General features: G+C 59.8%; 23 protein-coding genes. 3 read left to right on the top strand and 20 right to left on the bottom strand.

Features of this window, described 5'->3' with window-relative positions:
* Nucleotides 1-20: 20 nt before the first annotated feature.
* From ispG to dxr, 3 genes are read right to left on the bottom strand one after another with little or no spacing between them, the layout of a single operon-like run.
* Complete coding sequence (gene ispG, locus HMPREF2875_RS08900; RefSeq protein ID WP_070672241.1) at nt 21-1,184, bottom strand: flavodoxin-dependent (E)-4-hydroxy-3-methylbut-2-enyl-diphosphate synthase; 1,164 nt, start codon at nt 1,182-1,184, stop codon at nt 21-23.
* Nucleotides 1,185-1,238: 54 nt separating this feature from the next.
* Entirely contained in the window at nt 1,239-2,447 is a 1,209-nt protein-coding gene (locus HMPREF2875_RS08905; RefSeq protein ID WP_070672243.1) for a M50 family metallopeptidase, read from the bottom strand.
* Nucleotides 2,448-2,462: 15 nt separating this feature from the next.
* On the bottom strand, nt 2,463-3,629 hold the full coding sequence (dxr, locus tag HMPREF2875_RS08910; RefSeq protein ID WP_070672244.1) for a 1-deoxy-D-xylulose-5-phosphate reductoisomerase: 1,167 nt from the start codon (nt 3,627-3,629) through the stop codon (nt 2,463-2,465).
* A gap of 158 nt (nt 3,630-3,787) precedes the next feature.
* On the opposite strand from dxr, the gene HMPREF2875_RS08915 reads away from it, so the two are divergent.
* The gene (locus HMPREF2875_RS08915; protein ID WP_070672246.1) at nt 3,788-4,264 is read left to right on the top strand and encodes a DUF2631 domain-containing protein; all 477 of its coding nucleotides are present in this window, start codon (nt 3,788-3,790) and stop codon (nt 4,262-4,264) included.
* A gap of 122 nt (nt 4,265-4,386) precedes the next feature.
* Here the strand turns inward: HMPREF2875_RS08915 and HMPREF2875_RS08920 are convergent, their stop codons facing one another.
* From HMPREF2875_RS08920 to rlmN, 3 genes are all read right to left on the bottom strand, one after another.
* Nucleotides 4,387-5,973 carry an ABC transporter permease gene (locus tag HMPREF2875_RS08920; RefSeq protein WP_070672248.1) on the bottom strand — a complete coding sequence of 529 codons (1,587 nt, stop codon included), beginning with the start codon at nt 5,971-5,973 and terminating at the stop codon, nt 4,387-4,389.
* A complete protein-coding gene (locus HMPREF2875_RS08925) occupies nt 5,973-6,803 on the bottom strand; it encodes an ABC transporter ATP-binding protein (RefSeq protein ID WP_070672249.1) in 831 nt (276 codons plus the stop codon). Before HMPREF2875_RS08925 ends, HMPREF2875_RS08920 begins: the two co-directional genes overlap by 1 nt.
* An 87-nt stretch (nt 6,804-6,890) precedes the next feature.
* On the bottom strand, nt 6,891-7,997 hold the full coding sequence (gene rlmN / locus HMPREF2875_RS08930; protein ID WP_070672319.1) for a dual-specificity RNA methyltransferase RlmN: 1,107 nt from the start codon (nt 7,995-7,997) through the stop codon (nt 6,891-6,893).
* A 94-nt stretch (nt 7,998-8,091) separates the two neighbouring features.
* Here rlmN and HMPREF2875_RS08935 point away from each other — a divergent pair, with 94 nt between their 5' ends.
* On the top strand, nt 8,092-8,559 hold the full coding sequence (locus HMPREF2875_RS08935; protein WP_070672251.1) for a LapA family protein: 468 nt from the start codon (nt 8,092-8,094) through the stop codon (nt 8,557-8,559).
* Nucleotides 8,560-8,574: 15 nt separating this feature from the next.
* On the opposite strand, the gene HMPREF2875_RS08940 is transcribed toward HMPREF2875_RS08935, so the two are convergent.
* From HMPREF2875_RS08940 to rpsB, 5 genes are all read right to left on the bottom strand, one after another.
* Nucleotides 8,575-9,429, bottom strand: a complete 855-nt coding sequence (locus HMPREF2875_RS08940) for a phosphatidate cytidylyltransferase (protein ID WP_210388181.1) — start codon at nt 9,427-9,429, stop codon at nt 8,575-8,577.
* Nucleotides 9,430-9,574: 145 nt separating this feature from the next.
* Nucleotides 9,575-10,132 (bottom strand): ribosome recycling factor, encoded by a 558-nt coding sequence (frr, locus tag HMPREF2875_RS08945; RefSeq protein ID WP_039675919.1) that lies wholly within the window; start codon nt 10,130-10,132, stop codon nt 9,575-9,577.
* A gap of 71 nt (nt 10,133-10,203) precedes the next feature.
* Complete coding sequence (gene pyrH, locus HMPREF2875_RS08950; protein WP_039675921.1) at nt 10,204-10,941, bottom strand: UMP kinase; 738 nt, start codon at nt 10,939-10,941, stop codon at nt 10,204-10,206.
* Between the two features lie 229 nt (nt 10,942-11,170).
* Nucleotides 11,171-11,983, bottom strand: a complete 813-nt coding sequence (tsf, locus tag HMPREF2875_RS08955) for a translation elongation factor Ts (RefSeq protein WP_070672253.1) — start codon at nt 11,981-11,983, stop codon at nt 11,171-11,173.
* Nucleotides 11,984-12,229: 246 nt separating this feature from the next.
* Nucleotides 12,230-13,057 carry a 30S ribosomal protein S2 gene (gene rpsB / locus HMPREF2875_RS08960; protein ID WP_039675925.1) on the bottom strand — a complete coding sequence of 276 codons (828 nt, stop codon included), beginning with the start codon at nt 13,055-13,057 and terminating at the stop codon, nt 12,230-12,232.
* A 431-nt stretch (nt 13,058-13,488) separates the two neighbouring features.
* On the opposite strand from rpsB, the gene HMPREF2875_RS08965 reads away from it, so the two are divergent.
* Nucleotides 13,489-14,007, top strand: a complete 519-nt coding sequence (locus tag HMPREF2875_RS08965) for a M23 family metallopeptidase (RefSeq protein ID WP_070672255.1) — start codon at nt 13,489-13,491, stop codon at nt 14,005-14,007.
* Here HMPREF2875_RS08965 and HMPREF2875_RS13265 read toward each other — a convergent pair.
* The 9 genes from HMPREF2875_RS13265 to rplS form a co-directional block, all read right to left on the bottom strand.
* Nucleotides 13,970-14,881: a tyrosine recombinase XerC gene (locus HMPREF2875_RS13265; RefSeq protein ID WP_083311897.1), complete on the bottom strand. Its 912-nt coding sequence runs from the start codon at nt 14,879-14,881 to the stop codon at nt 13,970-13,972. The genes HMPREF2875_RS08965 and HMPREF2875_RS13265 overlap by 38 nt on opposite strands.
* A gap of 15 nt (nt 14,882-14,896) precedes the next feature.
* On the bottom strand, nt 14,897-16,075 hold the full coding sequence (gene dprA / locus HMPREF2875_RS08975) for a DNA-processing protein DprA (protein WP_070672259.1): 1,179 nt from the start codon (nt 16,073-16,075) through the stop codon (nt 14,897-14,899).
* The gene (locus HMPREF2875_RS08980) at nt 16,072-17,595 is read right to left on the bottom strand and encodes a YifB family Mg chelatase-like AAA ATPase (protein ID WP_070672261.1); all 1,524 of its coding nucleotides are present in this window, start codon (nt 17,593-17,595) and stop codon (nt 16,072-16,074) included. Before HMPREF2875_RS08980 ends, dprA begins: the two co-directional genes overlap by 4 nt.
* Nucleotides 17,582-18,007, bottom strand: a complete 426-nt coding sequence (locus HMPREF2875_RS08985) for a YraN family protein (RefSeq protein ID WP_070672262.1) — start codon at nt 18,005-18,007, stop codon at nt 17,582-17,584. Before HMPREF2875_RS08985 ends, HMPREF2875_RS08980 begins: the two co-directional genes overlap by 14 nt.
* A 202-nt stretch (nt 18,008-18,209) precedes the next feature.
* Entirely contained in the window at nt 18,210-18,515 is a 306-nt protein-coding gene (locus HMPREF2875_RS08990; RefSeq protein WP_039675937.1) for a DUF2469 domain-containing protein, read from the bottom strand.
* Nucleotides 18,516-18,606: 91 nt separating this feature from the next.
* Complete coding sequence (locus HMPREF2875_RS08995) at nt 18,607-19,248, bottom strand: ribonuclease HII (protein ID WP_070672264.1); 642 nt, start codon at nt 19,246-19,248, stop codon at nt 18,607-18,609.
* Nucleotides 19,245-19,973, bottom strand: a complete 729-nt coding sequence (lepB, locus tag HMPREF2875_RS09000) for a signal peptidase I (protein ID WP_070672266.1) — start codon at nt 19,971-19,973, stop codon at nt 19,245-19,247. The genes HMPREF2875_RS08995 and lepB (HMPREF2875_RS09000) overlap by 4 nt, the downstream gene beginning before the upstream one ends.
* Entirely contained in the window at nt 19,951-20,646 is a 696-nt protein-coding gene (lepB, locus tag HMPREF2875_RS09005) for a signal peptidase I (RefSeq protein ID WP_210388182.1), read from the bottom strand. Before lepB (HMPREF2875_RS09005) ends, lepB (HMPREF2875_RS09000) begins: the two co-directional genes overlap by 23 nt.
* A 295-nt stretch (nt 20,647-20,941) precedes the next feature.
* Nucleotides 20,942-21,286 carry a 50S ribosomal protein L19 gene (gene rplS, locus HMPREF2875_RS09010; RefSeq protein ID WP_070672267.1) on the bottom strand — a complete coding sequence of 115 codons (345 nt, stop codon included), beginning with the start codon at nt 21,284-21,286 and terminating at the stop codon, nt 20,942-20,944.
* Nucleotides 21,287-21,390: the final 104 nt, after the last annotated feature.

Consider the following 21,390-nt stretch of genomic DNA (forward strand, 5'->3'; position numbering starts at 1 on the left):
CCCCACACCGCGAAAGGTACTTACTGAGTGACGCGAACCTCAGCCTTGGCGCCCTCGACGGCTTCAAGGCCCTGCTCCTCTGCGAGGCGCATCGCTTCCTCAATGAGGGTTTCTACGATCTTGGACTCGGGCACGGTCTTGATGACCTCGCCCTTGACGAAGATCTGACCCTTACCGTTACCGGAAGCCACACCAAGATCGGCATCGCGTGCCTCACCTGGGCCGTTAACCACACAACCCATGACGGCCACGCGCAGCGGGAACTCCATACCGTCGAGGCCCTCAGTGACCTCGTTGGCCAGCTTGTACACGTCTACCTGGGCACGGCCACACGACGGGCAAGAGACAATCTCCAGTTTGCGTGGGCGCAAGTTAAGTGACTGCAGAATTTGATCGCCAACCTTGATCTCTTCGACCGGGTCAGCGGACAGGGATACGCGGATAGTGTCACCGATGCCTTCCGCCAACAAAGCACCGAAAGCAACGGAGGACTTGATGGTGCCCTGGAAGGCCGGGCCTGCCTCAGTAACGCCGAGGTGCAGCGGATAATCGCACTGAGCAGCCAGCTGGCGGTAAGCCTCCACCATGATGACTGGGTCATTGTGCTTAACGGAGATGGCAATGTCACCGTAGCCGTGCTCCTCGAAGAGGCTAGCCTCCCACAGAGCGGACTCAACGAGTGCCTCCGGAGTGGCCTTGCCGTACTTTTCCATGATGCGCTTATCCAGCGAACCAGCATTGACGCCGATACGAATCGGGATTCCTGCATCACCGGCAGCTTTGGCTACTTCCTTGACGCGGCCATCAAATTCCTTGATGTTGCCCGGATTGACGCGAACCGCGGCACAGCCGGCGTCAATCGCGGCGAAGATGTACTTGGGTTGGAAGTGGATATCTGCAATAACCGGGATGGGAGACTTCTTCGCAATCGCCGGCAGAGCCTCGGCATCCACTGTCTTCGGGCAGGCCACGCGAACAATGTCACAGCCGCTGGCGGTAAGCTGCGCGATCTGCTGCAGGGTGGCGTTGACGTCGTGAGTCTTCGTCGTCGTCATCGACTGCACCGAAATGGGGTGCTCTGAGCCCACGCCTACCTGGCCGACCATCAGCTGGCGCGTCTTTCGGCGCGGCGCCAAGGTGGGAGGTGGGCCGTCAGGGATTCCAAGACCGATGGGGGTCGACATGTGCGCTCCTTGGATAATCGAGGTTTAACGCCCCCACTCTAGCACCGAGTGCACTTAGCTAAAGAGGCGTACCGGGTTCACCACATCCGCGACAATAATGAGCGCACCTACCGCCATTAGAAGGAACGCGAGCGCGTAAGTAATCGGCATGAGTTTGGTGTAATCCGCCGGACCCTTCGGTTCCTTTCCCATGAGGCGGCGAATCCTGTCACGCAGCTTTTCATACAGGATGACGGCGATGTGTCCACCGTCGAAGGGCGGAAGCGGGATGAGGTTGAACAAGGCAAGGAAGAAGTTCAGTGATGCCAGCATCATGAAGAAGGAAGACCAGAGGCTTCGCTCCACGAGCTCGCCGCCCACACGCGAAGCACCGACGACAGACATCGGACCATTGACATCGCGTTCGTGGCCAAAGATGGAGGCGACCACGCCTGGGATTTTGGCCGGGAATTGTGCAATCCCTTGCACCGTCGCATCGAGCACGAAGCCGGTGTAGCGCGCCGTTGCCGGGAAGGCCTCTACGAAGGAATACGTCTCCACGATGTCAATGAGCTGGTTGGTCATGCCAATGGCTCCGACGCTAACGAGCTCACCTTCCGCGTTGAGGCGAGTTACCGTGTCGAGGGCGATGTCAAAGGAACGTGGAGAACCATCACGCTCCACTTCAAGTGTCACGGTCTCACCTGGATGCTGCATAACGGTATCGCGCAGCTGCGCAAAGGAGTCCACAGCCTCGCCATTGAGGGCCAGCACGATATCGCCTGGTTCCACGCCCGCCTCCCCTGCTGGGCCCAAACCTTGGCAGGGTTCGAGTTCACCATCAGCCTTTTGATCAGACGTGCAGGATACTTCGCCCACGCGCGGGCGCACGTCCGCATCCGGATTCGGCAACCCCGTGGTCATGGCGATGATGAGCAGGATAATAAAGCCCAAAAGCAAATTGACCGTGATGCCGCCAGCCAACACGATGATGCGCTGCCACCACGGCTTCTTATACATAGCATGCGGTTCCTCTTCTTCAGTGAGGAACTCATCCTGGGCAGTCATACCCGCAATATCGCAGAACCCGCCCACGGGGAAAGCTGCGAGACCGTATTCGGTATGTCCGCGGCTTACTGAGGCCACTTTAGGGCCAAAGCCGATAAAGAAACGGCGCACACACATGCCAAAGGCGCGGGCAGTCAACATGTGTCCGGCCTCGTGTAGGGCGACTGTAATGCCGATTCCTAGAGCGAAAAGAATGATGCCCAGGACATTTGCCATAGGTGAAGGGGCTTTCTATCGAGCGAGCGAATCCACCAGCGCGTTCGCGCGGCGGCGGGCCTCGCCTTCCACGGCGAGGACGTCATCGACGGTAGAGGGTACACCAGCGAACTGCGTCGCTTCACCCAAGACGTGGCTAACAACGTCAACAATCTCCGGAAAGTGGATACGCCCAGCCAAAAAGGCAGCGGCTGCCTCCTCGTTAGCCGCGTTGTACACCGCGGCATGCGTACCGCCCGCGGCGGCCGCCTCGCGCGCTAGCCGCACCGCAGGAAACGCATCATCGTCGAGGGGCTCAAAGCGCCATTCGTGAGCAGTCGAAAAGTCCAAGGCCGGTTGAGCACCCGGCACGCGGTGTGGCCAGTCCAGTGCCAAGGAGATAGGCAACTTCATCGACGGCGGGGAGCACTGCGCTATCGTGCAGCCATCCGTAAAGGTTGCCATGGAATGCACGATGGATTGGGGGTGAACGGTGACCTCGATGCTTTCCGGTGGGACGTCGAAAAGCAGCGTCGCTTCAATCAGCTCAAGGCCCTTGTTGACCAACGTGGCCGAGTTGAGCGTGTTCATCTGCCCCATGGACCAGGTGGGGTGTTGGGCTGCTTGTTGCGGGGTGACCTCCCACATCTCTTCGCGCGTCCAGCCACGGAAGGGGCCACCCGAGGCGGTGAGTACGAGGTGATCGAGCTCTGCGTCACTTCCTCCGCGCAGACACTGCGCCATGGCTGAGTGTTCAGAATCCACGGGCACGATCTGCCCCTCCGACGCCAACCGGGTAACAATTGATCCACCGGCTACGAGGGATTCCTTGTTGGCCAACGCCAGGACTTCCCCCATCTCCAAGGTCGCGATGGTGGAGGCCAAGCCCATTGACCCGACAAGGGCATTGAGCACCTTATCTGCCTCCACTGCGCGAACGAGCTGCTCGGCTGAATCGGGGCCGGAGAGCACAGTACCGCCGAGTGCTTCGGAGACCTCTCGTGCCGCCTCAGGCTTGGCGACGGCCACGTGGTCAAACGAAAGATTGAGGGCGCGAGCCTGCTCGACAACTAGCTGGGGGTTCGATCCGCCGGCGGCAATGCCAACGACGGTGAATTTCTCCGGGTTATCTGCGATAACCTCCAGTGCCTGGGTGCCGATCGAGCCAGTAGATCCGAGGATAAGAATGCGTTGGGTACTCACTCTGTTAACCCTAGTCGGAGTCGCGCACACAGCGACGACAAGGTTGCGGGGGTGTTTAATCGCGGTTAACGGCGGGATGCTTTAAACTACTACACAGAATAACTGGCATTTTCGTGCGCTCACGCAGGTGAGCTGCGTGTACAGACAAAGGAGAGCAAGTGTCTTCCCACAAGCCGGCATCGCAGGTTTTCGACGGCGTTTCCACCGATGACGTCCCGTCCGCAGGTTTCGGTTGGTCCCGCATCAGCCGCTCGGGCGTTCAGATCGCTGGCTGGACTTCCGTCCTGTTCCTGCTGGCCTACAACTTCGGTAACCACAAGGGCCACGTGGAGACCATCTGGCTTATCGCCCTCGCTATCCTCATCGCCCTCGGTTTGGTGATTTACGCACTGCAGCCGAAGCTCTCCCAGGTGCGCACCCTGACCGCCCGCAACAAGCCAGCAGGACACCAGGAGCCGGACTGGGCCTATGAGCAGAAGACCGTTCACAACGTCTACGCTGAACTGACTGATGACGAGCTGCGTGCCCTCAACATTGAGCCGTCCCGCATCGCTCACCTGCGTGGTGCCACCACCGCAGGCGTCAACGCTAACCCGGTAGCTGGCCGTCACGCTGCCAAGCCGGTGTCCAACTAAGAGTTTTAGGACTCTTCACCACCTTTTAAAGCTCCCCGCTCCACATGCAGTGGACGCGGGGAGCTTTGTTGTTTGTGCTCGCAGGGAGGGAAACACAAGCCAGCGCGCACGGAGTGTGCGGGCTAGCTGACGTAACGGTCGACCTTGGCGTAGATTTCGGGGACGTGTGCATCAGCGTAGTTCCCGGCCCTGCGCCAGACCACGGCATACACCACCGCTGGTAGCAGTAGCGATACCAGAGGTCCGATAACCAGCGGCCAACCATGGTCATAGGCCATCCAGGAGACGATGATGCCGGGCACCACCGGCATCCATGAGATGAGTAGACCAGCAAAGGCGGCGACAAAGGCAGCGCCCGAGTAACCAGATTTGTCGTTCCAGCGGCTGGCACCAGGCTCCGACAACGGATAAGGATTCAGCACAGTTAGTCCCATGCTGATGGCGCAGGTAGCAATGAACATGCCCACGCTCGCGCTAACAGCCAAGACTGCTACCTGAGTGTCCTCCGCAAAGATAATGACGATGAGCGCCAGCACAAGGTAGCCCACGAAAGGAACCAGCAAGTGAGCTAGATGCCGGGCATGCAGAATCACACGCGGGGAAACAGGAGCAACCATGCTAACCCAGTTGGATGGGCCGTCAAAGCCGTAATCATTGGACAGAGCGGAGGACATCATAACCGCACTGAAACACAACATGAAATAAGCCACGAAGTCATCGCCGCGCCACAGCTGATAGATAACGAGCACCGCGAACATGGGCATCGCCAACAGTAAGCCCATCAGGCGCTTATCGCGGCGAATATAGCGCAGAGCGCGTGTGAATTCCATAGCGGCCGGGCTCGAGTAGGACCAGGAGCCGATCTCGAATGCGGTAACCCCCTCCCCTGTCACCTCCGCTGCATGAGTCTTCCCGGCATCAGGGTTGCGCATAGCCTGGGCCACCTGGCGCATCCACAGCCACATCACTGCTGCAGCGGAGAGAAGGGCAATGAAAAGTTGGGCTAGGGCGGTGACAAAGTGGCCGGCGGCAAGCGAAAGTGACCATCCCACCGCGGCACCAAACGGCGTCCACGCGGCGATCGAACCCATGGCCCCCACCGAAGGTAAATTCTCCAGCACTGACTGCAACTGAAGGACGCCGAAAACAAGCAATCCCAGGACAATCATGACGGCTGCCTGCGCGCCGGACTTTTCGGAATTAGCAATGGCAGTGCCGAGGAACCCAACGCATTCACCCAAGACGATGGTGGTCAGGCACGCCACAACCATCCCGAGAACAAAAGGCACCGCGTAAATGCCGGCGCCCTGAAGCGAAAGAATGATAGCCCCGGCAACCGCGTAGACGGTGGAGAAAAGTACCGACAAGATGGCGCGTGTGGTGAGCATACTGGACCACAACAGGCCTGGATACACCTCTCGTGAAGTTAAGGGAAGTGCACCCAATGTCGAGGGTGAAAGCTGGTTCTCCCCCGCCGGCATGAAGATGGCGAGCATGACATAGATGAGCATGCCGCCAGCAACGCCCAGCGTGAGGGACTGAAAGCCGTGCCCGGGCTGTTCAATATCCGCCCATGCCATAAAAAGGAGGCTGACAAGGCCGCCGAAGCCGTACAAGGCCATGAGAAGTGCCGTCAAAATGGACGAGGCGTTGGAAGCCACGCTGCGCCACCACAAGGTGCGGTGAAGTCGGAACAGTGTTGAGGTCATTACTCAGCACCTTCCGTGCCCAGTGAGCCCTCCGCTGTGGTTCGCAGCCAGCCAAACTTCGACGCATCCAAATCTCGCCCACCTACGGCTGCAATGAAGAGATCGGAGAGACTTTGTCCCTGGCGCACATCGTCAACGTGGCCAGAGGTGATCACTTGGCCGCCGTTGATGATGGCAACGTGATCGCAGAGGCCCTCAACGAGCTCCATGACGTGAGAGGACAAAATGACAGTGCCTCCGCGCGAGGCATAAGCGCGCAGCAGCTGTTGAATGAGGCGTCCAGAAACCGGATCCACGGCCTCCAGAGGCTCATCGAGAATGAGCACCTCCGGGTTGTGGAGGACAGCACCGGCCAGCAAAATCTTCTTCGTCATGCCGGCGGAATAGTCCACGATGCGTTTGTTGGCGGCGTCGGTAAGCGAGAGGGCGTCGAGAAGCTCCTGTGCACGACGCAACGACTCCCCGCGGTCCAGCCTCCGCAGCGCGCCCAGGTAATGGAGGTACTCAGCGCCGGTCAGCCGGTCAAAGACAGGAGCACCATCCATGAGCAACCCCATGGATTGCTTGGCCGGAATGGGATCGGCCCACACGTCGTGCCCTGCGATGAAGCTCTGCCCAGAATCAGGGCGCTGCAGACCACATGCCATGGTCAGCATCGTGGTCTTACCTGCACCGTTGGGCCCCACGACACCGAAAATGGAGCCACGTGGCACATCAAGATTGAGGTGGTTTACAGCAGTCTGGTTGCCAAAGGACTTGCATAGGTCACGCACGGCCAAGGCCTGAGCGCACGGGTCGGGTGTAAGCGCCTCGCGATAAGGATGAGTCATAACTGTTAACGGTATCAAGACACGTTAACGCTGGAAGACCGCTTGCGACTGCCGGGAAAAGATTGTTAGGAAACTGTAAGCGGTCTGCTAAGCAGTTTCGCGTTCATCAGCGGCGAGCTGGCCACAGGCCGCGGCAATCTCATCGCCCTTGGTGTCACGCACCGTGCACGGCACACCTTGAGCAATGACGCGGCGCACAAACTCGTCCTGGCGGGCCTTAGGCGCTGCGTCCCACTCGGAGCCAGGCGTGGGGTTAAGCGGAATGACATTGACGTGAACCTTGGAACCGAGCGCTGCGTGCAACTTCTGCCCCAGCATGTCTGCGCGGAAGTCTTGGTCATTCTTGTCACGAATAAGGGCGTACTCAATGGACACGCGGCGGCCGGACTTATCGGCGTAGTAGCGGGCAGCGTCGAGCACGTCATCGACCGGCCAGCGGTTGTTGACCGGCACGAGGGTATCGCGCAATTCATCATCCGGGGTGTGCAAGGAAACTGCCAGAGTACAAGAAAGGTCCTCATCCGCCAGCTTACGAATTGCAGGAGCCAGACCCACGGTGGAGACGGTGACGTTGCGCTGCGACAAGCCAAAGCCAGTTAAGTCTTGACCAGTAATTTGGCGGACTGCCTGGACCACGCGCTTATAGTTCGCCAGTGGCTCACCCATGCCCATGAACACCACGTTGCTCAGGCGGCCGCCTTCTGCCTCCATAAGACGTGCGGCGTGACGGAACTGCTCCACAATCTCAGCCGTAGACAAGTTGCGGTCAAGACCGCCCTGGCCGGTGGCGCAAAACGGGCACGCCATGCCGCAACCGGCCTGGGAAGAAATACACAGCGTAGCGCGGCCTGGGTAGCGCATTAGGACCGACTCCAACAGCGTGCCATCGTGCAGGCGCCATAGGGACTTGGTGGTCTCGCCATCATCCGTGGAAGTCTGGCGGATAGGTGTCATGAGCTCCGGGAAGAGCTTTTCCTGGACAGCTCCGCGGGAAGCAGCCGGGATGTCCGTCATCTCGGAGACATCAGCGGTGTGGTGGACGTAGTAGTGCTTGGCCAGCTGCTTTGCTCGGAACTTGGGCAGGCCAAGTTCGGCGAGCGCTTCAATGCGCTCGTCCTCGGACAAGTCCGCGAAGTGCTTCGGGGGTAGCCCGCGCCGCGGAGCGGAGAAGTTCAATTTCAGTGGTTCAGCCATGGTGAGGCCCATTTTTCCACGTTTTTGGCCACATTATCCAATCGAATCTCCGCTGAAGTGGCGAAGGTGACATGTTGACCTATTTAATAGGTGTATGACGAATCCAGAAAATAGCTCTGACAACCTCCGCTCAACCTCCGGCCCCTTCGCTGAGGGCGAGCCCAGCACGAACTTCGACGCACAGCCTGACACCGCTGCCTATGAGACTCCCCCGGAAACCACGGGCGCTGTAGAGCCCGTCGGTACGACGACTGACAACACCACTTCGACAACCACCCCGGCACCAACCGCGGACAAGAACGACGGCAAGGTCAAGGGTTCTTTCGCCGCCAGCACCTGGATTGCCCTCATCGTGGGCTTCTTGCTGCTGATCGTGCTCATCATCTTCATTCTGCAGAACCAGCACGAAGTACCGCTGAATTTCCTCAACTGGTCTGTCGAATTCCCGGCCGGTGTAACCTACCTCATCTGCGCCATTGCCGGTGCACTCATCATGGCGCTCGTCGGTGGCTGGCGCATGTTTGAGCTACGCCGCCAGGTACGCAAGCAGGCTCGACGCTAGGCGTCCGAGCACACCCTAGGGGGTAAGGGTGGCCAGGAAGCTCATGGCCACCCAGGTCACCATTGCTGACGGCAGCATGCCGTCGAGTCGGTCCATCAGGCCGCCGTGGCCCGGCAACAAGTCCGACATATCCTTGATACCCAGCTCGCGCTTGAACTGTGATTCCACGAGGTCACCCAACGTGGCACAAAATACGAGTCCAAGGCCCATGAGCGCGCCAACCCACGGGGTATGGTGCAGCAAGAAAGCAAAGCACAGCGCGCCGGTGGCGGTGCCGAACACAACAGAGCCAGCAAAGCCCTCCCAGGACTTCTTCGGACTTACGGCAGGGGCCATGGGGTGCGAGCCGAACATAACACCTGCAATGAAGCCACCGGTATCTGACGCCACGACGCACAGCATGAAGACAACAATGGACGCCGCTCCGGATGCGAAAGGCGTCTCGACGCGGGAGAGCATCGCCGCGAACGTACCGAAAAGCGGAATCCACGTCAGAACGAAGATGCCTACAGACATATCGCGCAGATAGTTAATCGGCGGGCGATGTCGCCCATTATGGAAAAGACGCCCAAACATGAGGGCTAGCACGGCCACGACATAGACCGCTACGAGCCCCGGAGCATTCAGGAACCACGAGACCCACACCATCGCCTGCCCCAAGACGATAAGCAGCGTGCGAGGCACGTAATAGGAGTGCTCCCGCAGACGTGTCAGGACCTCCCACATGGCCACGCCAAGCGCTGCAGCAACCACCAAGTACCACACGAAGGGGCCAGCCCACACGGCGAAGACAACCAGTGCACCAAGTCCGACGCCTACGCCAATAGCAGCAGGCAGATCTCGTCCCGCGTTATTCTTCGGCTTGGGCATCCGGCGAGTGTGCCGTGAGTGCTCAGTTGTCACGCTAGCTCCTTCACAACTAATGAAATGTCATCGTGGGGGTCCTACACAGAAAAATGCCGCCGTGCTGGTCGGTGCCTTGGCGCGGCGGCGGTTCGGAGTTCACAGCAGGAGGTTAGACCTCCATGAGCTCCTCTTCCTTGTTGGCGACGAGCTTGTCCACCTGCTCGATGTAGCCGGAAGTAATCTTTTCCATTTCCTTCTCTGCGGCGATAACCTCGTCCTCGCCTGCGTCGCCATCCTTCTGCAGTTTCTTGAGCTGCTCCATCGCCTTGCGGCGAATGTTGCGGATAGCAATCTTGCCATCTTCGCCCTTGCTCTTTGCCATCTTGACCATGTCGCGACGGCGCTCTTCCGTGAGCTGCGGAACAGTCACGCGCAGTACCTGACCGTCATTGGTCGGATTTACGCCGAGGTCCGAGTTACGGATAGCGTTCTCGATCTCACCAATCATGGACTGCTCGTAGGGCTTGATGAGCAGCATGCGCGGCTCCGGAACGGAGATGGTGGACATCTGCGTAATCGGGGTCGGCACACCGTAGTAGTCTGCTACCAATCCGTTGAACATGGACGGGTTCGCACGGCCGGTTCGGATAGTGAGGAGCTGCTCGCGGGCGTGCTCCACCGAGGCGGTCATGTGCTCTTCTGCTTCGAGCTGGATCTCGTCGATCATGAGGGTTTACAACTCCCTTGCAATAGTTAAAAGTTCTGGGAAAGAATCTAGCAGGTCGCGGCCGGTTTGTACTAAGACTGGACCAGCGTGCCGATCTTCTCACCATTAACAGCACGTTTAATGTTGCCGTCGGTAAGGAGGTTAAACACCAGGATTGGCATGTTGTTGTCCATGCACAGGCTGAATGCGGTGGCGTCTGCTACCTTCAGGCCCTTCTCAATGACCTCACGCGGGGTGATTTCGGAGTAAAGCTCAGCATCCGGGTTGGTGCGCGGGTCAGCGGAGTACACACCGTCGACGGCCTTGGCCAGGAAGAGCACCTCCGCCCCAATTTCGAGCGCGCGTTGGGCGGCGGTGGTGTCGGTGGAAAAGTACGGCATACCCATACCTGCACCGAAAATGACGACGCGGCCCTTCTCCAAGTGGCGATCTGCACGCAGTGGCAGGTAGGGTTCTGCTATCTGCGCCATGTTGATGGAGGTCTGCACGCGGCAGTCAATGCCTTGCTGTTTGAGGAAGTCCTGCAGTGCCAAGGAGTTCATGACGGTGCCCAGCATGCCCATGTAGTCAGAGCGGGCACGGTCCATGCCGCGCTGGGAGAGCTCAGCGCCACGGAAGAAGTTGCCACCGCCGATGACCACGGCAATTTCGGTGCCTTGGTTTGCCACTTCAGCGATCTGACGTGCGACGTTTTCCACTACATCCGGGTCGATGCCAACCTTGCCTCCGCCAAACATCTCACCGCCCAGCTTCAGCATGACTCGCTTGTATCCGGTTCGCTTCGGTCCAGGGGTCGTCACGGCCTTCATCGTCTCCTTCACGCGTGGCGGTGCTCCACAATGAGCATCCGAGTTGAGCACTTCAATTTTTCTGTTCCATCTTAACCATAGCCGCGTCCGTCATAAATATTCACCCACGGCTGTGCATGGGCAGTGCTTGACGACGTCCCTAAAACGCCAACGTCCCCCTCTCCTACCCCTGTACATCGTGGGGAGGGAGAGGGGGACGATGAGTCAGCGCGTCGCGCCTGAATGACGTTTAGGCGCCTACCTCGTAGCGAACGAAGCTGGTGATGGTGGTGCCAGCCTCGTCAGCAACCTGCTTGACGGTTTTCTTGGAGTCAGACAGGGAAGCCTGCTCAAGCAGGACGACGGACTTGTAGAAGCCGTTGAGGCGGCCTTCCACGATCTTCGGCAGAGCAGCCTCCGGCTTGCCCTCCTCGCGGGTGGTAGCCTCAGCGATCTCGCGCTCCTTCTCAACGACCTCAGCCGGAACATCCTCGCGGGTGAGGTACTCAGCGTTCATGGCAGCAATCTGCAGTGCCACTGCGTGGGCACCTTCAGCGTTGCCCTCGTAGGAAACGAGAACGCCCACTGCCGGCGGCAGGTCAGCGGAACGCTGGTGCAGGTAAACAGCAACGTTGTCACCCTCAATGGTGACTGCGCGGCGTGCCTGCAGCTTCTCACCGGTCTTTGCGGACTCTTCGTCGACGAGCTCGGACACCTTCTTGCCGTCGATCTCGAGGTTGTTGAGCTCCTCGCCGGAGTTAACCTTAGCCTCGCCAGCGGCCTCAGCAATCTTGGAAGCGAAGGACTTGAAGGCATCGTTCTTAGCCACGAAGTCGGTCTCGCAGTTGATCTCGACCATGGTGTTGCCGGACACAGCAATGAGGCCTTCGGTAGCCTCGCGCTCAGCACGCTTGGACACGTTCTTTGCGCCCTTGATGCGCAGGTACTCGACAGCCTTGTCGTAGTCACCCTGGGACTCGTCGAGAGCCTTCTTGCAATCGAGCATGCCGGCGCCGGTGGCCTCACGCAGTGCCTTAACGTCTGCAGCAGTGTAGTTCGCCATAGTTGGAGCGTTCCTCCTTGGAATTAAACGGTATTCGATGAAACAGCGTAGCTGAATCGCTACCACCACGTCGCGTTGAGGGGGTGTTAGTGATTCTCAACTCCCGCGAGGGTAACGCGCTCAACACCGCGGTGCCTGTTGACGGCGTGGTGGCGTGTCACTCGCCATGTTGTGGCGCGTGAGAAAAAGCCCCCATCGCCGCGGGTCTATATGTACCGCGCGGTGCGGGGGCTTTGACAATGCAGATTACTCTGCGGACTTCTCGGCGTCCTCAGCCTTCTCAGCGGAGGCCGGGTCGGAAGCAGCGGCAGCCTCAGCGGCGTCGCGAGCGTCCTTCTCAGCAGAATCGCCGGCAGCTTCCTTAGCCTGAGCAAGCTGGCGCTCTTCGCGAGCCTTCTTGCCCTCTTCCACTGCGGTGGCAATGATGCCGGAGAGCAGCTTGGTGGCGCGGATAGCATCGTCGTTGCCCGGGATCGGGAAGTTGACCTCGTCCGGGTCGCAGTTGGTATCCAGGATGGCTACAACCGGGATGTTGAGCTTGTGAGCTTCCTTGACCGCGATGTGCTCCTTGTTGGTGTCAACGATCCACAGTGCGGACGGAGCCTTGGTCATGTCGGAGATGCCGCCCAAAACGCGCTCGAGCTTGACGCGCTCGCGGGTAAGCATGAGAACTTCCTTCTTGGTACGGCCCTTGTAGCCGTCCTCTGCGGCGTCCATAGCCTGCAGTTCCTTCATGCGCTTCAGGCGCTTGGACACGGTCTGGAAGTTGGTGAGCATACCGCCCAGCCAGCGGTGGTTGACGTACGGCATGCCAACGCGGGTTGCCTCTTCGGCAACAGCTTCCTGAGCCTGCTTCTTGGTACCAACGAAGAGGATGGTGCCGCCGTGTGCGACGGTCTCCTTAACGAACTCGAAGGCCTCATCGATGTAGGTCAGCGTCTGCTGCAGGTCAATGATGTAGATGCCGTTACGGTCGGTGAAGATGTAGCGCTTCATCTTCGGGTTCCAGCGACGGGTCTGGTGACCGAAGTGGACACCAGCGTCGAGGAGCTCGCGCATGGTTACAACTGCCATGATTCGCTCGCTTTCTATACGTTGTTTCGGTTTTGCAAAAATTGTGCGGTATTTTATCCCGCACCCTAGCAACGAAGGCCCAGGCCAACACCCCGACTCAACGGGGACCGCGTTAACCACAGACTGTCTCTTCCTTAACCCAGGAAGCGACGACTTCGCCGCGCGTAGTCAATCTAGAGTTCCACTCTTCATGCACCTCGGGCAGGGAGCCTGAAGGACAACACAAGAGCAGTGAACACAGACTGCTGACGGCCAGCTTAGTACTGCACGCGCGAGGATTCCAAAACGACAGACCCTAAACTCACAGGGACTTTGTTGACAGCCCCACCTAGCTTCCCCACGGCTGAAACATACGTTTCTTCTTTAACAGTTTATCCACACCTCACTTTCTCCCCCTTCCCACGACAATCTCAAGCATCAATGCTGGAATCATGCAGCACCGTTGTCACATCACCACCGTTCTTGCGACCGTCGCCGTCCTGGCTCACGTTGCCGTAGTCACTGTTCCGCAGGCCCTGTCTTACGTCGATCCGACGACCGGTTTTCCCACAGCTACTCAGGTATTGCGGGGATTCGAGCCTCCCGAGCAGCGCTGGCTCTCCGGTCATCGCGGTGTTGACTTAGCCCTGCCAGTAGGCGGCTCTGTGCGCGCGGCCGGGGATGGAGTGGTGCACTTCGCGGGTTCGGTCGCTGGTAAACCCGTGGTATCCATCAAGCATGACGACGGGATTCGCACGACCTATCAACCTGTCTTTGCGAGAGTCAAAAAAGGTGACCACGTCACAGAGGGAGACATCATTGGCACGCTGGCGCCGTCCGTCGACGGCTATCCGGGACTCCACTGGGGTGCCGTGGAAGGACGTGAGGACTACATCGACCCATTAGGGCTGTTGGGCGAACCCGTCATCCGGCTCAAGCCCGTGGGTGGGAACGCGCGTAGACGTCCTTGAGTCTCTGCGCCGAAACGTGGGTATAGACCTGCGTGGTCTGCAGCGAAGAGTGCCCCAACAACTCTTGGACAATACGGAGATCAGCGCCGCCTTCTAATAAATGCGTGGCGGCCGAGTGCCGAAGTCCGTGCGGGGTCAGACCCGACTCTCCTGTTACTTGTGCGGCGCGGTCCACAACTCGTCGCACTTGGCGGGCATCAATACGACCACCCCGAGTCCCCACAAACACCGCCTCCGTGTCACCCGCTAGCTGTCCGCGCCCAGAACTCAACCACGCTTCAAGCGCCTCTGCAGCTGCTGCCCCAAAGGGCACAACCCGTTGTTTATTTCCCTTACCGGTTACGCGCGCGGTTCGGCGCGCGAGGTCAACATCGCCGATATCCAGCCCAACCAGTTCCGCAACACGCACGCCCGTGGCGTAGAGGAATTCCAGCATGGCGCTATCACGCAGGAAGTGAACCTCATCAGTGGAGACTGCATTGCCCATGAGCTCACCTGCGGCGGTGGGTGACATGACGGTCGGCAAGTGCTTGCCTACTTTTGGCGTAACGAGGCGTTGAGCCACATCAGTGGCGAGATAACCTTCACGTGCCGCCCACGTCGAAAATGCGCGCAGCGACGCGGTGCGCCGCGCCAGCGTGGACCGAGACTTCCCTTCCTCGACTGCGCGTGCCAGCCACGCGCGCAGCGCAGTCAACGTGAACGAGGCAAAGTCAGGCACGCTGCCACTAAGCAGGCGCAAGTCTGAGCAGTATCCGCGAACGGTGGCGGATGAGCGGCCACGGACAACACGCTGGTGTTCAGCGAAGTCCTCTATTGCTTCCTCCAGCTGCGCCCCGACGCGCCGCCCACTGCTTTCACTTGCGCCACTCATAGCTCAAGAGTGTACTCAGGTACGCTGCCAGAGCGAGCCAGTGCGGCTTATCACCCCCATCTTCTGCATCGCCACCAGCAGGTGCACTGTCAAGGCCACGCGCATCCCTGCCGCCGCGGCAATGTCTTCAGCACTCGCTCCTTCATCCGCGGTTTCAGGAGGCGTGGAGTCATACACCTTGAGCTCGTTTCGAGAAAGCCGCTGGACCGCTGTGGGCTGGAATTCCAACTCGTATTGTCCCGCCGCGTCCACGGCACCGACTTGGCCAACCAAACCTCGTACCTCATCAGCAGAAGCCACCAACTGCGCGCGACCTTCCTGGATGCGCTGGTGGCAGCCCAAGGAACCCGACGTAGTGATCGGCCCCGGCACCGCCATAGCTACTCTGCCCAGAGCTTCCGCCCAGTTCAAGGTGTTGAGCGCACCCGATCTAAAGCCAGCCTCCACTACAACAGTGCCTGCCGTCATCGCTGCCACCAGCCGGTTACGAGAAAGAAATCGAAAGCGCTGCGGCCGGGTCCCAGGCGCGAACTCCGAAACAACACAGCCTGACGCGGCAATCTTCTCAAAGAGCTGTGCGTTGCGCGCCGGATAGGAAATATCGATGCCGCAGGCGGCCACCGCCACTGTTTGGCCGCCTGCGTCCAAGGCGCTTTCGTGAACAGCGGTGTCCACACCAACCGCGCCGCCAGAGATAACTGTCCACTGGTGGGTAGCTAAGCCGCCTGCTAATAACCGGCTTGCTTCCCAGCCGTAGCGGCTAACTGCACGAGTGCCGACCAGAGCAACAGACTGCGCTACGGCCTCACGCAGATTACCGCCGCGTACCCACAAACTATGGGGAGGGACAGCTTGGTCATCGAAGGTGGCGGGTGCATCGACAAGCCCCTGTTGATAGAAACCGAAAGCACTGGAGAACTCCTCGCCCGGCCACTCGTTGTCGTCCGGGGTAATCAACCTCGCTCCTACTGCTTCCGCGGCGGCTAGGTCCTCATCTTGACGCAACCAATCACGCCGCGAAGCCGTGGACTGGCGCAACGGACCGATCCAGTCCTCTCCCCTATAAATGCCGTGGGCAATCTCTTCTGCGGGGTAGTGAGTGAGCAGTCCATGCAGCACAGGTGAGGGTCCCTCCACCACGCGGTTGAGGTAGGCCCAAGTGTGCTGGGGTGTCGATAGATTGAGTTCACTCATGCCGCCAGCCTTTCGATTGTTCCTGCGCCACGCAGGTCAAGTGCCCGGCTGACGTGGTCGAGGTCAGGTCGAACTGTGCCGTCGAGATCCGCCAGTGTCCAGGCCAATCGCAGTACTCGGTCTACGCCACGTTGGCTGAGCTCCCCTTCAGCCAAGTAGGCTGCCAGCATGATCATGGCAGATTCAGCTGCAGGACGATGACGCCGCAGGTACGAGGCCGGAACAGCACCGTTATTCACCACGCCTAGACCGTCCTTCTCCCATCGAGCGGTCATGCGTCCACGGGCTTCGGCTACGCGCTGCGCAATGACAGCTGAGGTTTCCTCGCCTTCGGCATTGAGCACTGCGGACTGGCCGGACAAGGAGACGATAATGTCGAGGCGATCACGCAAGGGGCCCGAAAGGTTGGAGAGATAGTTCATCCGGTCCACCGACCTGCATTCACAGCGCGCTGAATCTTCTGTGCCGCAGCGGCAGGGGTTCGCCGCGAGCACCAGCTGAAAACGTGCAGGGAATGTGACCTCCCGGCGCGCCCGGGCTAAACGCACCTGCCCTTCTTCCAACGGCGCGCGAAGGCCGTCCAACACTTGTGCTGGTACCTCACTGACCTCATCGAGGAAGAGAACTCCATGGTGAGCTAAGCTCACCGCTCCCGGCCGCGGGCGGCCCGAACCACCACCAATAAGCGCGGCTCTCGTCACTGAGGCATGCGGGGCGATAAAGGGTGCCCGGGAAATGACAGTCCCTACTGAACCTGCCACCGAATGAATAGCGGTAGCTTCAACTGATTGGTCGGTAGTCAACCGCGGCAGAATGCTGGGCAAACGGGAGGCAATCATAGACTTTCCAGACCCAGGTGGGCCGACCATCATGACGTGATGTCCGCCGGCTGCGGCAACTTCTGCTGCCCACTTCGCTTCCTTCTGCCCGGCCACCTCGCTGAAGTCGGACACCTCCTCGCGCAGCGCTACGACGTCGCGTGCAACGAGGTCCGCTGTGGCAAGGCAATCGCTACCGCATGCCCAAGCGAAGGCATCCCACAGTGTCTCCGCGACAAGAACCCGCACGCCCGGTACGAGCGCTGCTTCCGCGGCATTGCCTGGCGGGATGATGAGCGTGTCGTAGCCTTGTGAGCGTGCCGCCAGGAGCGCGGGGATAATGCCGGAGACAGGACGCACGCGGCCATCAAGTCCCAGTTCACCCAGCACGATTGTCCCGTCAAGACGGCTATTGTCCGCCTGCCCCGCTGCCAGAATGGCAAGTGCCATGGGTAAGTCGAAATGGGCTCCGGCCTTGGGCAGCGACGCCGGGGACATCGACACCACGACTTTGGTCTTGGGCCAAGGCAAGTGAGAGTTGCTCACCGCTGTGCGGATGCGGTCGCGTGACTCAGAAATCGCGGCATCGCCCAAGCCCACCACGTGTACTCCCGGGAGTCCTGGCCCGACATTGGCTTCCACTTCAACGACTTTGGCAAGTACACCGTCAAGCGCAATCGTGTCGCACCTACCGAGCGCCATGTTCCACCCCCTGGAAGTACTCCACATCGAAGTCGGCGCCAGATTGTACGAGGCCGAGGACGTCAAAGCGGACGTCGGAAAGCGGCTTTCCATCGAGCCAGTAGGCGGCAGCCTTGCGTAGGCGCTGCAGCTTGCGCTTCGTCACCGCTTCTGCGACGCCATAGTTGCGCGTGGCGCGGGTCTTTACCTCAACAAAGACGATGGTTCCATCCCGCTCACGTACAACGAGATCTATCTCCCCCACCGAATACTGCACGTTTGCAGCTATTACTTGGCTGCCGCGTGCCCGGTAGAAGTCGGCGGCGAATTTTTCACCCGCTCGCCCTAAAGCGTCTTGAGGGCGGATGGTCTGGCCTGCGGCCGGGGTGTTTACGGCTCCTGTCCGAAGCGAGGTTGCTGAGGTTCTGGTCATGGAGGTGCTCCTTGGAATGGTCGTGTTCTCTACACGCCGCAAGCACGACACAAGCCCAGTCCTCGTGCCGTGGACCTCACGGCACTATCCAGAACACCCTAGGCACCTATCTCCCGACGAGGGGCCCACAGCCCCACACGGCATATCTGTGGATAACGAGTCCGGGGTCACCCCACACCCTCAGGGTTATCCACAGCTTGGACTAGTCCGGAAGCACGAAGTCCGGCTTGTCCAGCTCCTCAATGTTGACGTCCTTGTAGGTAATGACGCGGACGTAGCGCACAAAACGCGCGGAGCGGTACATGTCCCAGACCCACGCATCCGACATGCGCACCTCGTAATAGACATCAGGTCCGGACGTGTGCGGGATAAGTTCGACGGCGTTGGCCAGGTAAAACCTGCGTTCGGTCTCCACCACATAGGAGAATTGGCTGACCACATCGCGGTACTCGCGGTACAGCGACAGCTCGACTTCAGCCTCGTAGTTATCGAGTTCCTCAGCGCTCACGGTGTGCTTCTCCTTCGCTCACGTCTCCGGCGGTTGTCACGTGTTGTGTCAGAACGTGCCTCAGCTTACTTCCCGCACAGCGTTGAAGCGCTCAGGCGCGCGCGAGGAAGTCCGCATGGGCGCCGGCAACATTGCGGTAGCTCATCCGGTGCTCCGGTGTTGCCCCCAAAAGAGCAATGGCCTCCTGGTGCGCGGCGGTGCCATATCCCTTGTGACTGCCCAGCCCGTAGCCCGGGTAGCGCTCTTCAAGGTCGTCCATGAAACGGTCCCGCGACACTTTGGCCAAGATACTCGCTGCTGCGATACACCGCGCGGCGGCATCGCCACCGATGATCGGCAGCTGCGGGGAAGGGATACCGGGGACGAGGAGGGCGTCGGTAAGCACATAGCCTGGACGGACCTCTAACTGCGCCACCGCGCGGCGCATCCCGGACACATTGGCGTGCTGGATACCAAAAGTGTCGATGTCTCGGGCTTCAATGTGCACCACGGACCAGGCTAAAGCCCGCCGTTTAATAATCGGCTCCAACTGGGCGCGTGCAGCAGGGCTCAGCTTCTTGGAATCATCAAGACGCTCAAGCCCAGGCACGATGCGCTCCGGAAGGATACAGGCTGCAATCGTCACCGGTCCACAGCAGGCCCCGCGCCCGGCTTCATCCGCGCCTGCCACCGGCCCTAGGCCCGCCTTTGTTAACGCCACCTCATACGTGCGCTTTTGCTTCAGCCGCCTCATAGATCTGGATGGTCGATGGGATGCGCACGGTTGACCGGCAGGACCACGGCTTCGACTTTGCCACGCACATTCTCTACGGGGATGGTGCCCTGTAGTTTATCGCCCAGATGCGCGCGGGAGTCGAGGGAATTGGTGCGGCTATCTCCCATGACCCACAGGTGGCCTTCCGGTACAGTCACCGGGCCAAAAAAGGCACCACCACACGCCTGGGAGCCCACGCTGCTATCGATGGGAATCTCTGGCGGGTCAAGGACAAATTCCTGACTCGTGGCATGGCCGTCGACCATGATGGAAGGATCGCCTTCCTCGCAGGACACGGTCTGCCCACCTGTGGCGATGACACGTTTGACCAGGATGTTGTCCCCATTAGGCACCAATCCCACCACGGCACCCAAGTTTTGCAGCCCGCGCACGACAACGTTGCGGGAACGTGCGACGTCAAACGAGGTATTCCACGAATCTGGTCCGGAAAAGACCACGACGTCTCCCGGCTGCGGGTCAGAGAAATAGTAGCTGACCTTCTGCACGACGATGCGGTCGTTCGCGCACCCAGGGCAGCCATGCAGGGTCGGTTCCATCGAGGACGATGGAATAAGGTACATCCGCCCCACGAAGGCTTGGATGAGCGCCAACACAGCAAAGGTGACCGCAAGCGCCCACAGCACATCGCGTGTGCGCAGGCGTGCGGCTTCCGGGCTGCGTTTAGGACTGGATGTCCGGGTCATCGACCCCACCGATGCGGTTGAAGGGGAAGAAGACAAACATCACCTTGCCGCGCACGTTCTCCAGCGGGATGGTGCCCTGGTACGCATCTTGCATGTGGTAGCGCGAGTCCGCCGACGCCGTGCGGTTATCACCCATCACCCAAATATTGCCTTCCGGTACGGTCACCGGACCAAAATACGCGCCGCCGCAAGCATAGGAGCCGGTGGTTTCATCCACGCGGTAGGTGGGCGGGTCCTGAACATAGTCCTGTTCGATGGGCTTGCCATCCACCATGACGGCTGGGTCACCTTCCTGGCAGGACACAGTCTGGCCTCCGGTAGCGATGACTCGCTTAACCAGGGTGTTTTCATCCGGCGGGGTGAGGGAGACATAGCTCAAAGCATCCTGAATGCGGTGAATCACCGGGTTATCCGAGCGCGGGGATTGCCAGTTGGTATCCCAATCCTCGGTGCCCTTGAAGACCACAACATCACCCGGCTCTGGGTTCTTGTCGCCGTAATACGAGACCTTCTCGGTGAAAATGCGGTCATTGTTGCAGCCGGCGCAGCCATGCAAGGTCGGTTCCATCGAACCGGAAGGGATGACGTACTGGCGGCCCACAAAGTTCTGGAACACGCCAACCACCGCGAGTACGCAGACCACGACGATGACGGTCTCCAGGAACCACGGCATCTGCTTCTTTTCTTTCTCCTGCTTCTTCGCAGGCAGTGCAGTGCTTGCCGACGTCCCCCCTACCGCCGCATCCACGTTCTTCTCTGCGCCCTGCTCACCGCTCGCGACGCCATCGGTGAGGTCCTCAGAGACACCTTTAGTCATGTCCTTGTCTTTATCCACGCGCTAAATCCTAGCAATGCGTAACGACATCCTCGGTATGCGGCTCGGCAGGAGCGGCGTTGTAAAGCACAAAGCCCTCCGCCTTTCCCACCAGGAAAGGTGGGAAGCGGAGGGCTGAGCAGAGCAGCTAGAACTAGCGGCGCTCCTTGATGCGGGCCTTCTTGCCGCGCAGGTCGCGCAGGTAGTACAGCTTGGCGCGGCGAACGCGGCCGCGGCGAACTACCTCGATGGAGGCGATGTTCGGGGAGTGAACCGGGAAGGTACGCTCCACGCCGATGCCGAAGGAGACCTTACGGACGGTGAAGGTCTCGCGGATGCCGTCGCCCTGGCGGCGGATGCAGACGCCCTTGAAGAGCTGGGTACGCTCGGTGTTGCCCTCGATAACCTTGACGTTGACGTCGAGGGTGTCACCCGGGCGGAAGGACGGGATATCGTCACGCAGCTGTGCTGCGTCAACCTTGTCAATGAGGTTTGCCATTGAATGTTTTCCTTTTCAGTTTAAGACAGAGGACCCTAGCGCCACCTTCGGTAGCTGACCGGTTCGTGCCTGTTACATAGAACAACGTCATCTTTCCATACCTC

Origin of the sequence: Corynebacterium sp. HMSC078H07 (genome assembly GCF_001812805.1) — a bacterium.
Taxonomy (GTDB): Bacteria; Actinomycetota; Actinomycetes; order Mycobacteriales; family Mycobacteriaceae; genus Corynebacterium.

Coding starts and splice junctions, on each gene's coding strand:
- HMPREF2875_RS13265 (WP_083311897.1), bottom strand. CDS start 14,881: ATGAGTGGCGCAAGTGAAAGCAGTGGGCGGCGCGTCGGGGCGCAGCTG.
- HMPREF2875_RS08980 (WP_070672261.1), bottom strand. CDS start 17,595: ATGGCGCTCGGTAGGTGCGACACGATTGCGCTTGACGGTGTACTTGCC.
- HMPREF2875_RS08965 (WP_070672255.1), top strand. CDS start 13,489: ATGCAGCACCGTTGTCACATCACCACCGTTCTTGCGACCGTCGCCGTC.
- HMPREF2875_RS08905 (WP_070672243.1), bottom strand. CDS start 2,447: ATGGCAAATGTCCTGGGCATCATTCTTTTCGCTCTAGGAATCGGCATT.
- HMPREF2875_RS08940 (WP_210388181.1), bottom strand. CDS start 9,429: ATGCCCAAGCCGAAGAATAACGCGGGACGAGATCTGCCTGCTGCTATT.
- lepB (WP_210388182.1), bottom strand. CDS start 20,646: ATGCCGTGGTTCCTGGAGACCGTCATCGTCGTGGTCTGCGTACTCGCG.
- ispG (WP_070672241.1), bottom strand. CDS start 1,184: ATGTCGACCCCCATCGGTCTTGGAATCCCTGACGGCCCACCTCCCACC.
- rlmN (WP_070672319.1), bottom strand. CDS start 7,997: ATGGCTGAACCACTGAAATTGAACTTCTCCGCTCCGCGGCGCGGGCTA.
- HMPREF2875_RS08985 (WP_070672262.1), bottom strand. CDS start 18,007: ATGACCAGAACCTCAGCAACCTCGCTTCGGACAGGAGCCGTAAACACC.
- HMPREF2875_RS08925 (WP_070672249.1), bottom strand. CDS start 6,803: ATGACTCATCCTTATCGCGAGGCGCTTACACCCGACCCGTGCGCTCAG.
- dprA (WP_070672259.1), bottom strand. CDS start 16,075: ATGAGTGAACTCAATCTATCGACACCCCAGCACACTTGGGCCTACCTC.
- frr (WP_039675919.1), bottom strand. CDS start 10,132: ATGATCGACGAGATCCAGCTCGAAGCAGAAGAGCACATGACCGCCTCG.
- lepB (WP_070672266.1), bottom strand. CDS start 19,973: ATGACCCGGACATCCAGTCCTAAACGCAGCCCGGAAGCCGCACGCCTG.
- HMPREF2875_RS08920 (WP_070672248.1), bottom strand. CDS start 5,973: ATGACCTCAACACTGTTCCGACTTCACCGCACCTTGTGGTGGCGCAGC.
- rplS (WP_070672267.1), bottom strand. CDS start 21,286: ATGGCAAACCTCATTGACAAGGTTGACGCAGCACAGCTGCGTGACGAT.
- HMPREF2875_RS08995 (WP_070672264.1), bottom strand. CDS start 19,248: ATGAGGCGGCTGAAGCAAAAGCGCACGTATGAGGTGGCGTTAACAAAG.
- pyrH (WP_039675921.1), bottom strand. CDS start 10,941: ATGAAGGCCGTGACGACCCCTGGACCGAAGCGAACCGGATACAAGCGA.
- HMPREF2875_RS08935 (WP_070672251.1), top strand. CDS start 8,092: ATGACGAATCCAGAAAATAGCTCTGACAACCTCCGCTCAACCTCCGGC.
- tsf (WP_070672253.1), bottom strand. CDS start 11,983: ATGGCGAACTACACTGCTGCAGACGTTAAGGCACTGCGTGAGGCCACC.
- rpsB (WP_039675925.1), bottom strand. CDS start 13,057: ATGGCAGTTGTAACCATGCGCGAGCTCCTCGACGCTGGTGTCCACTTC.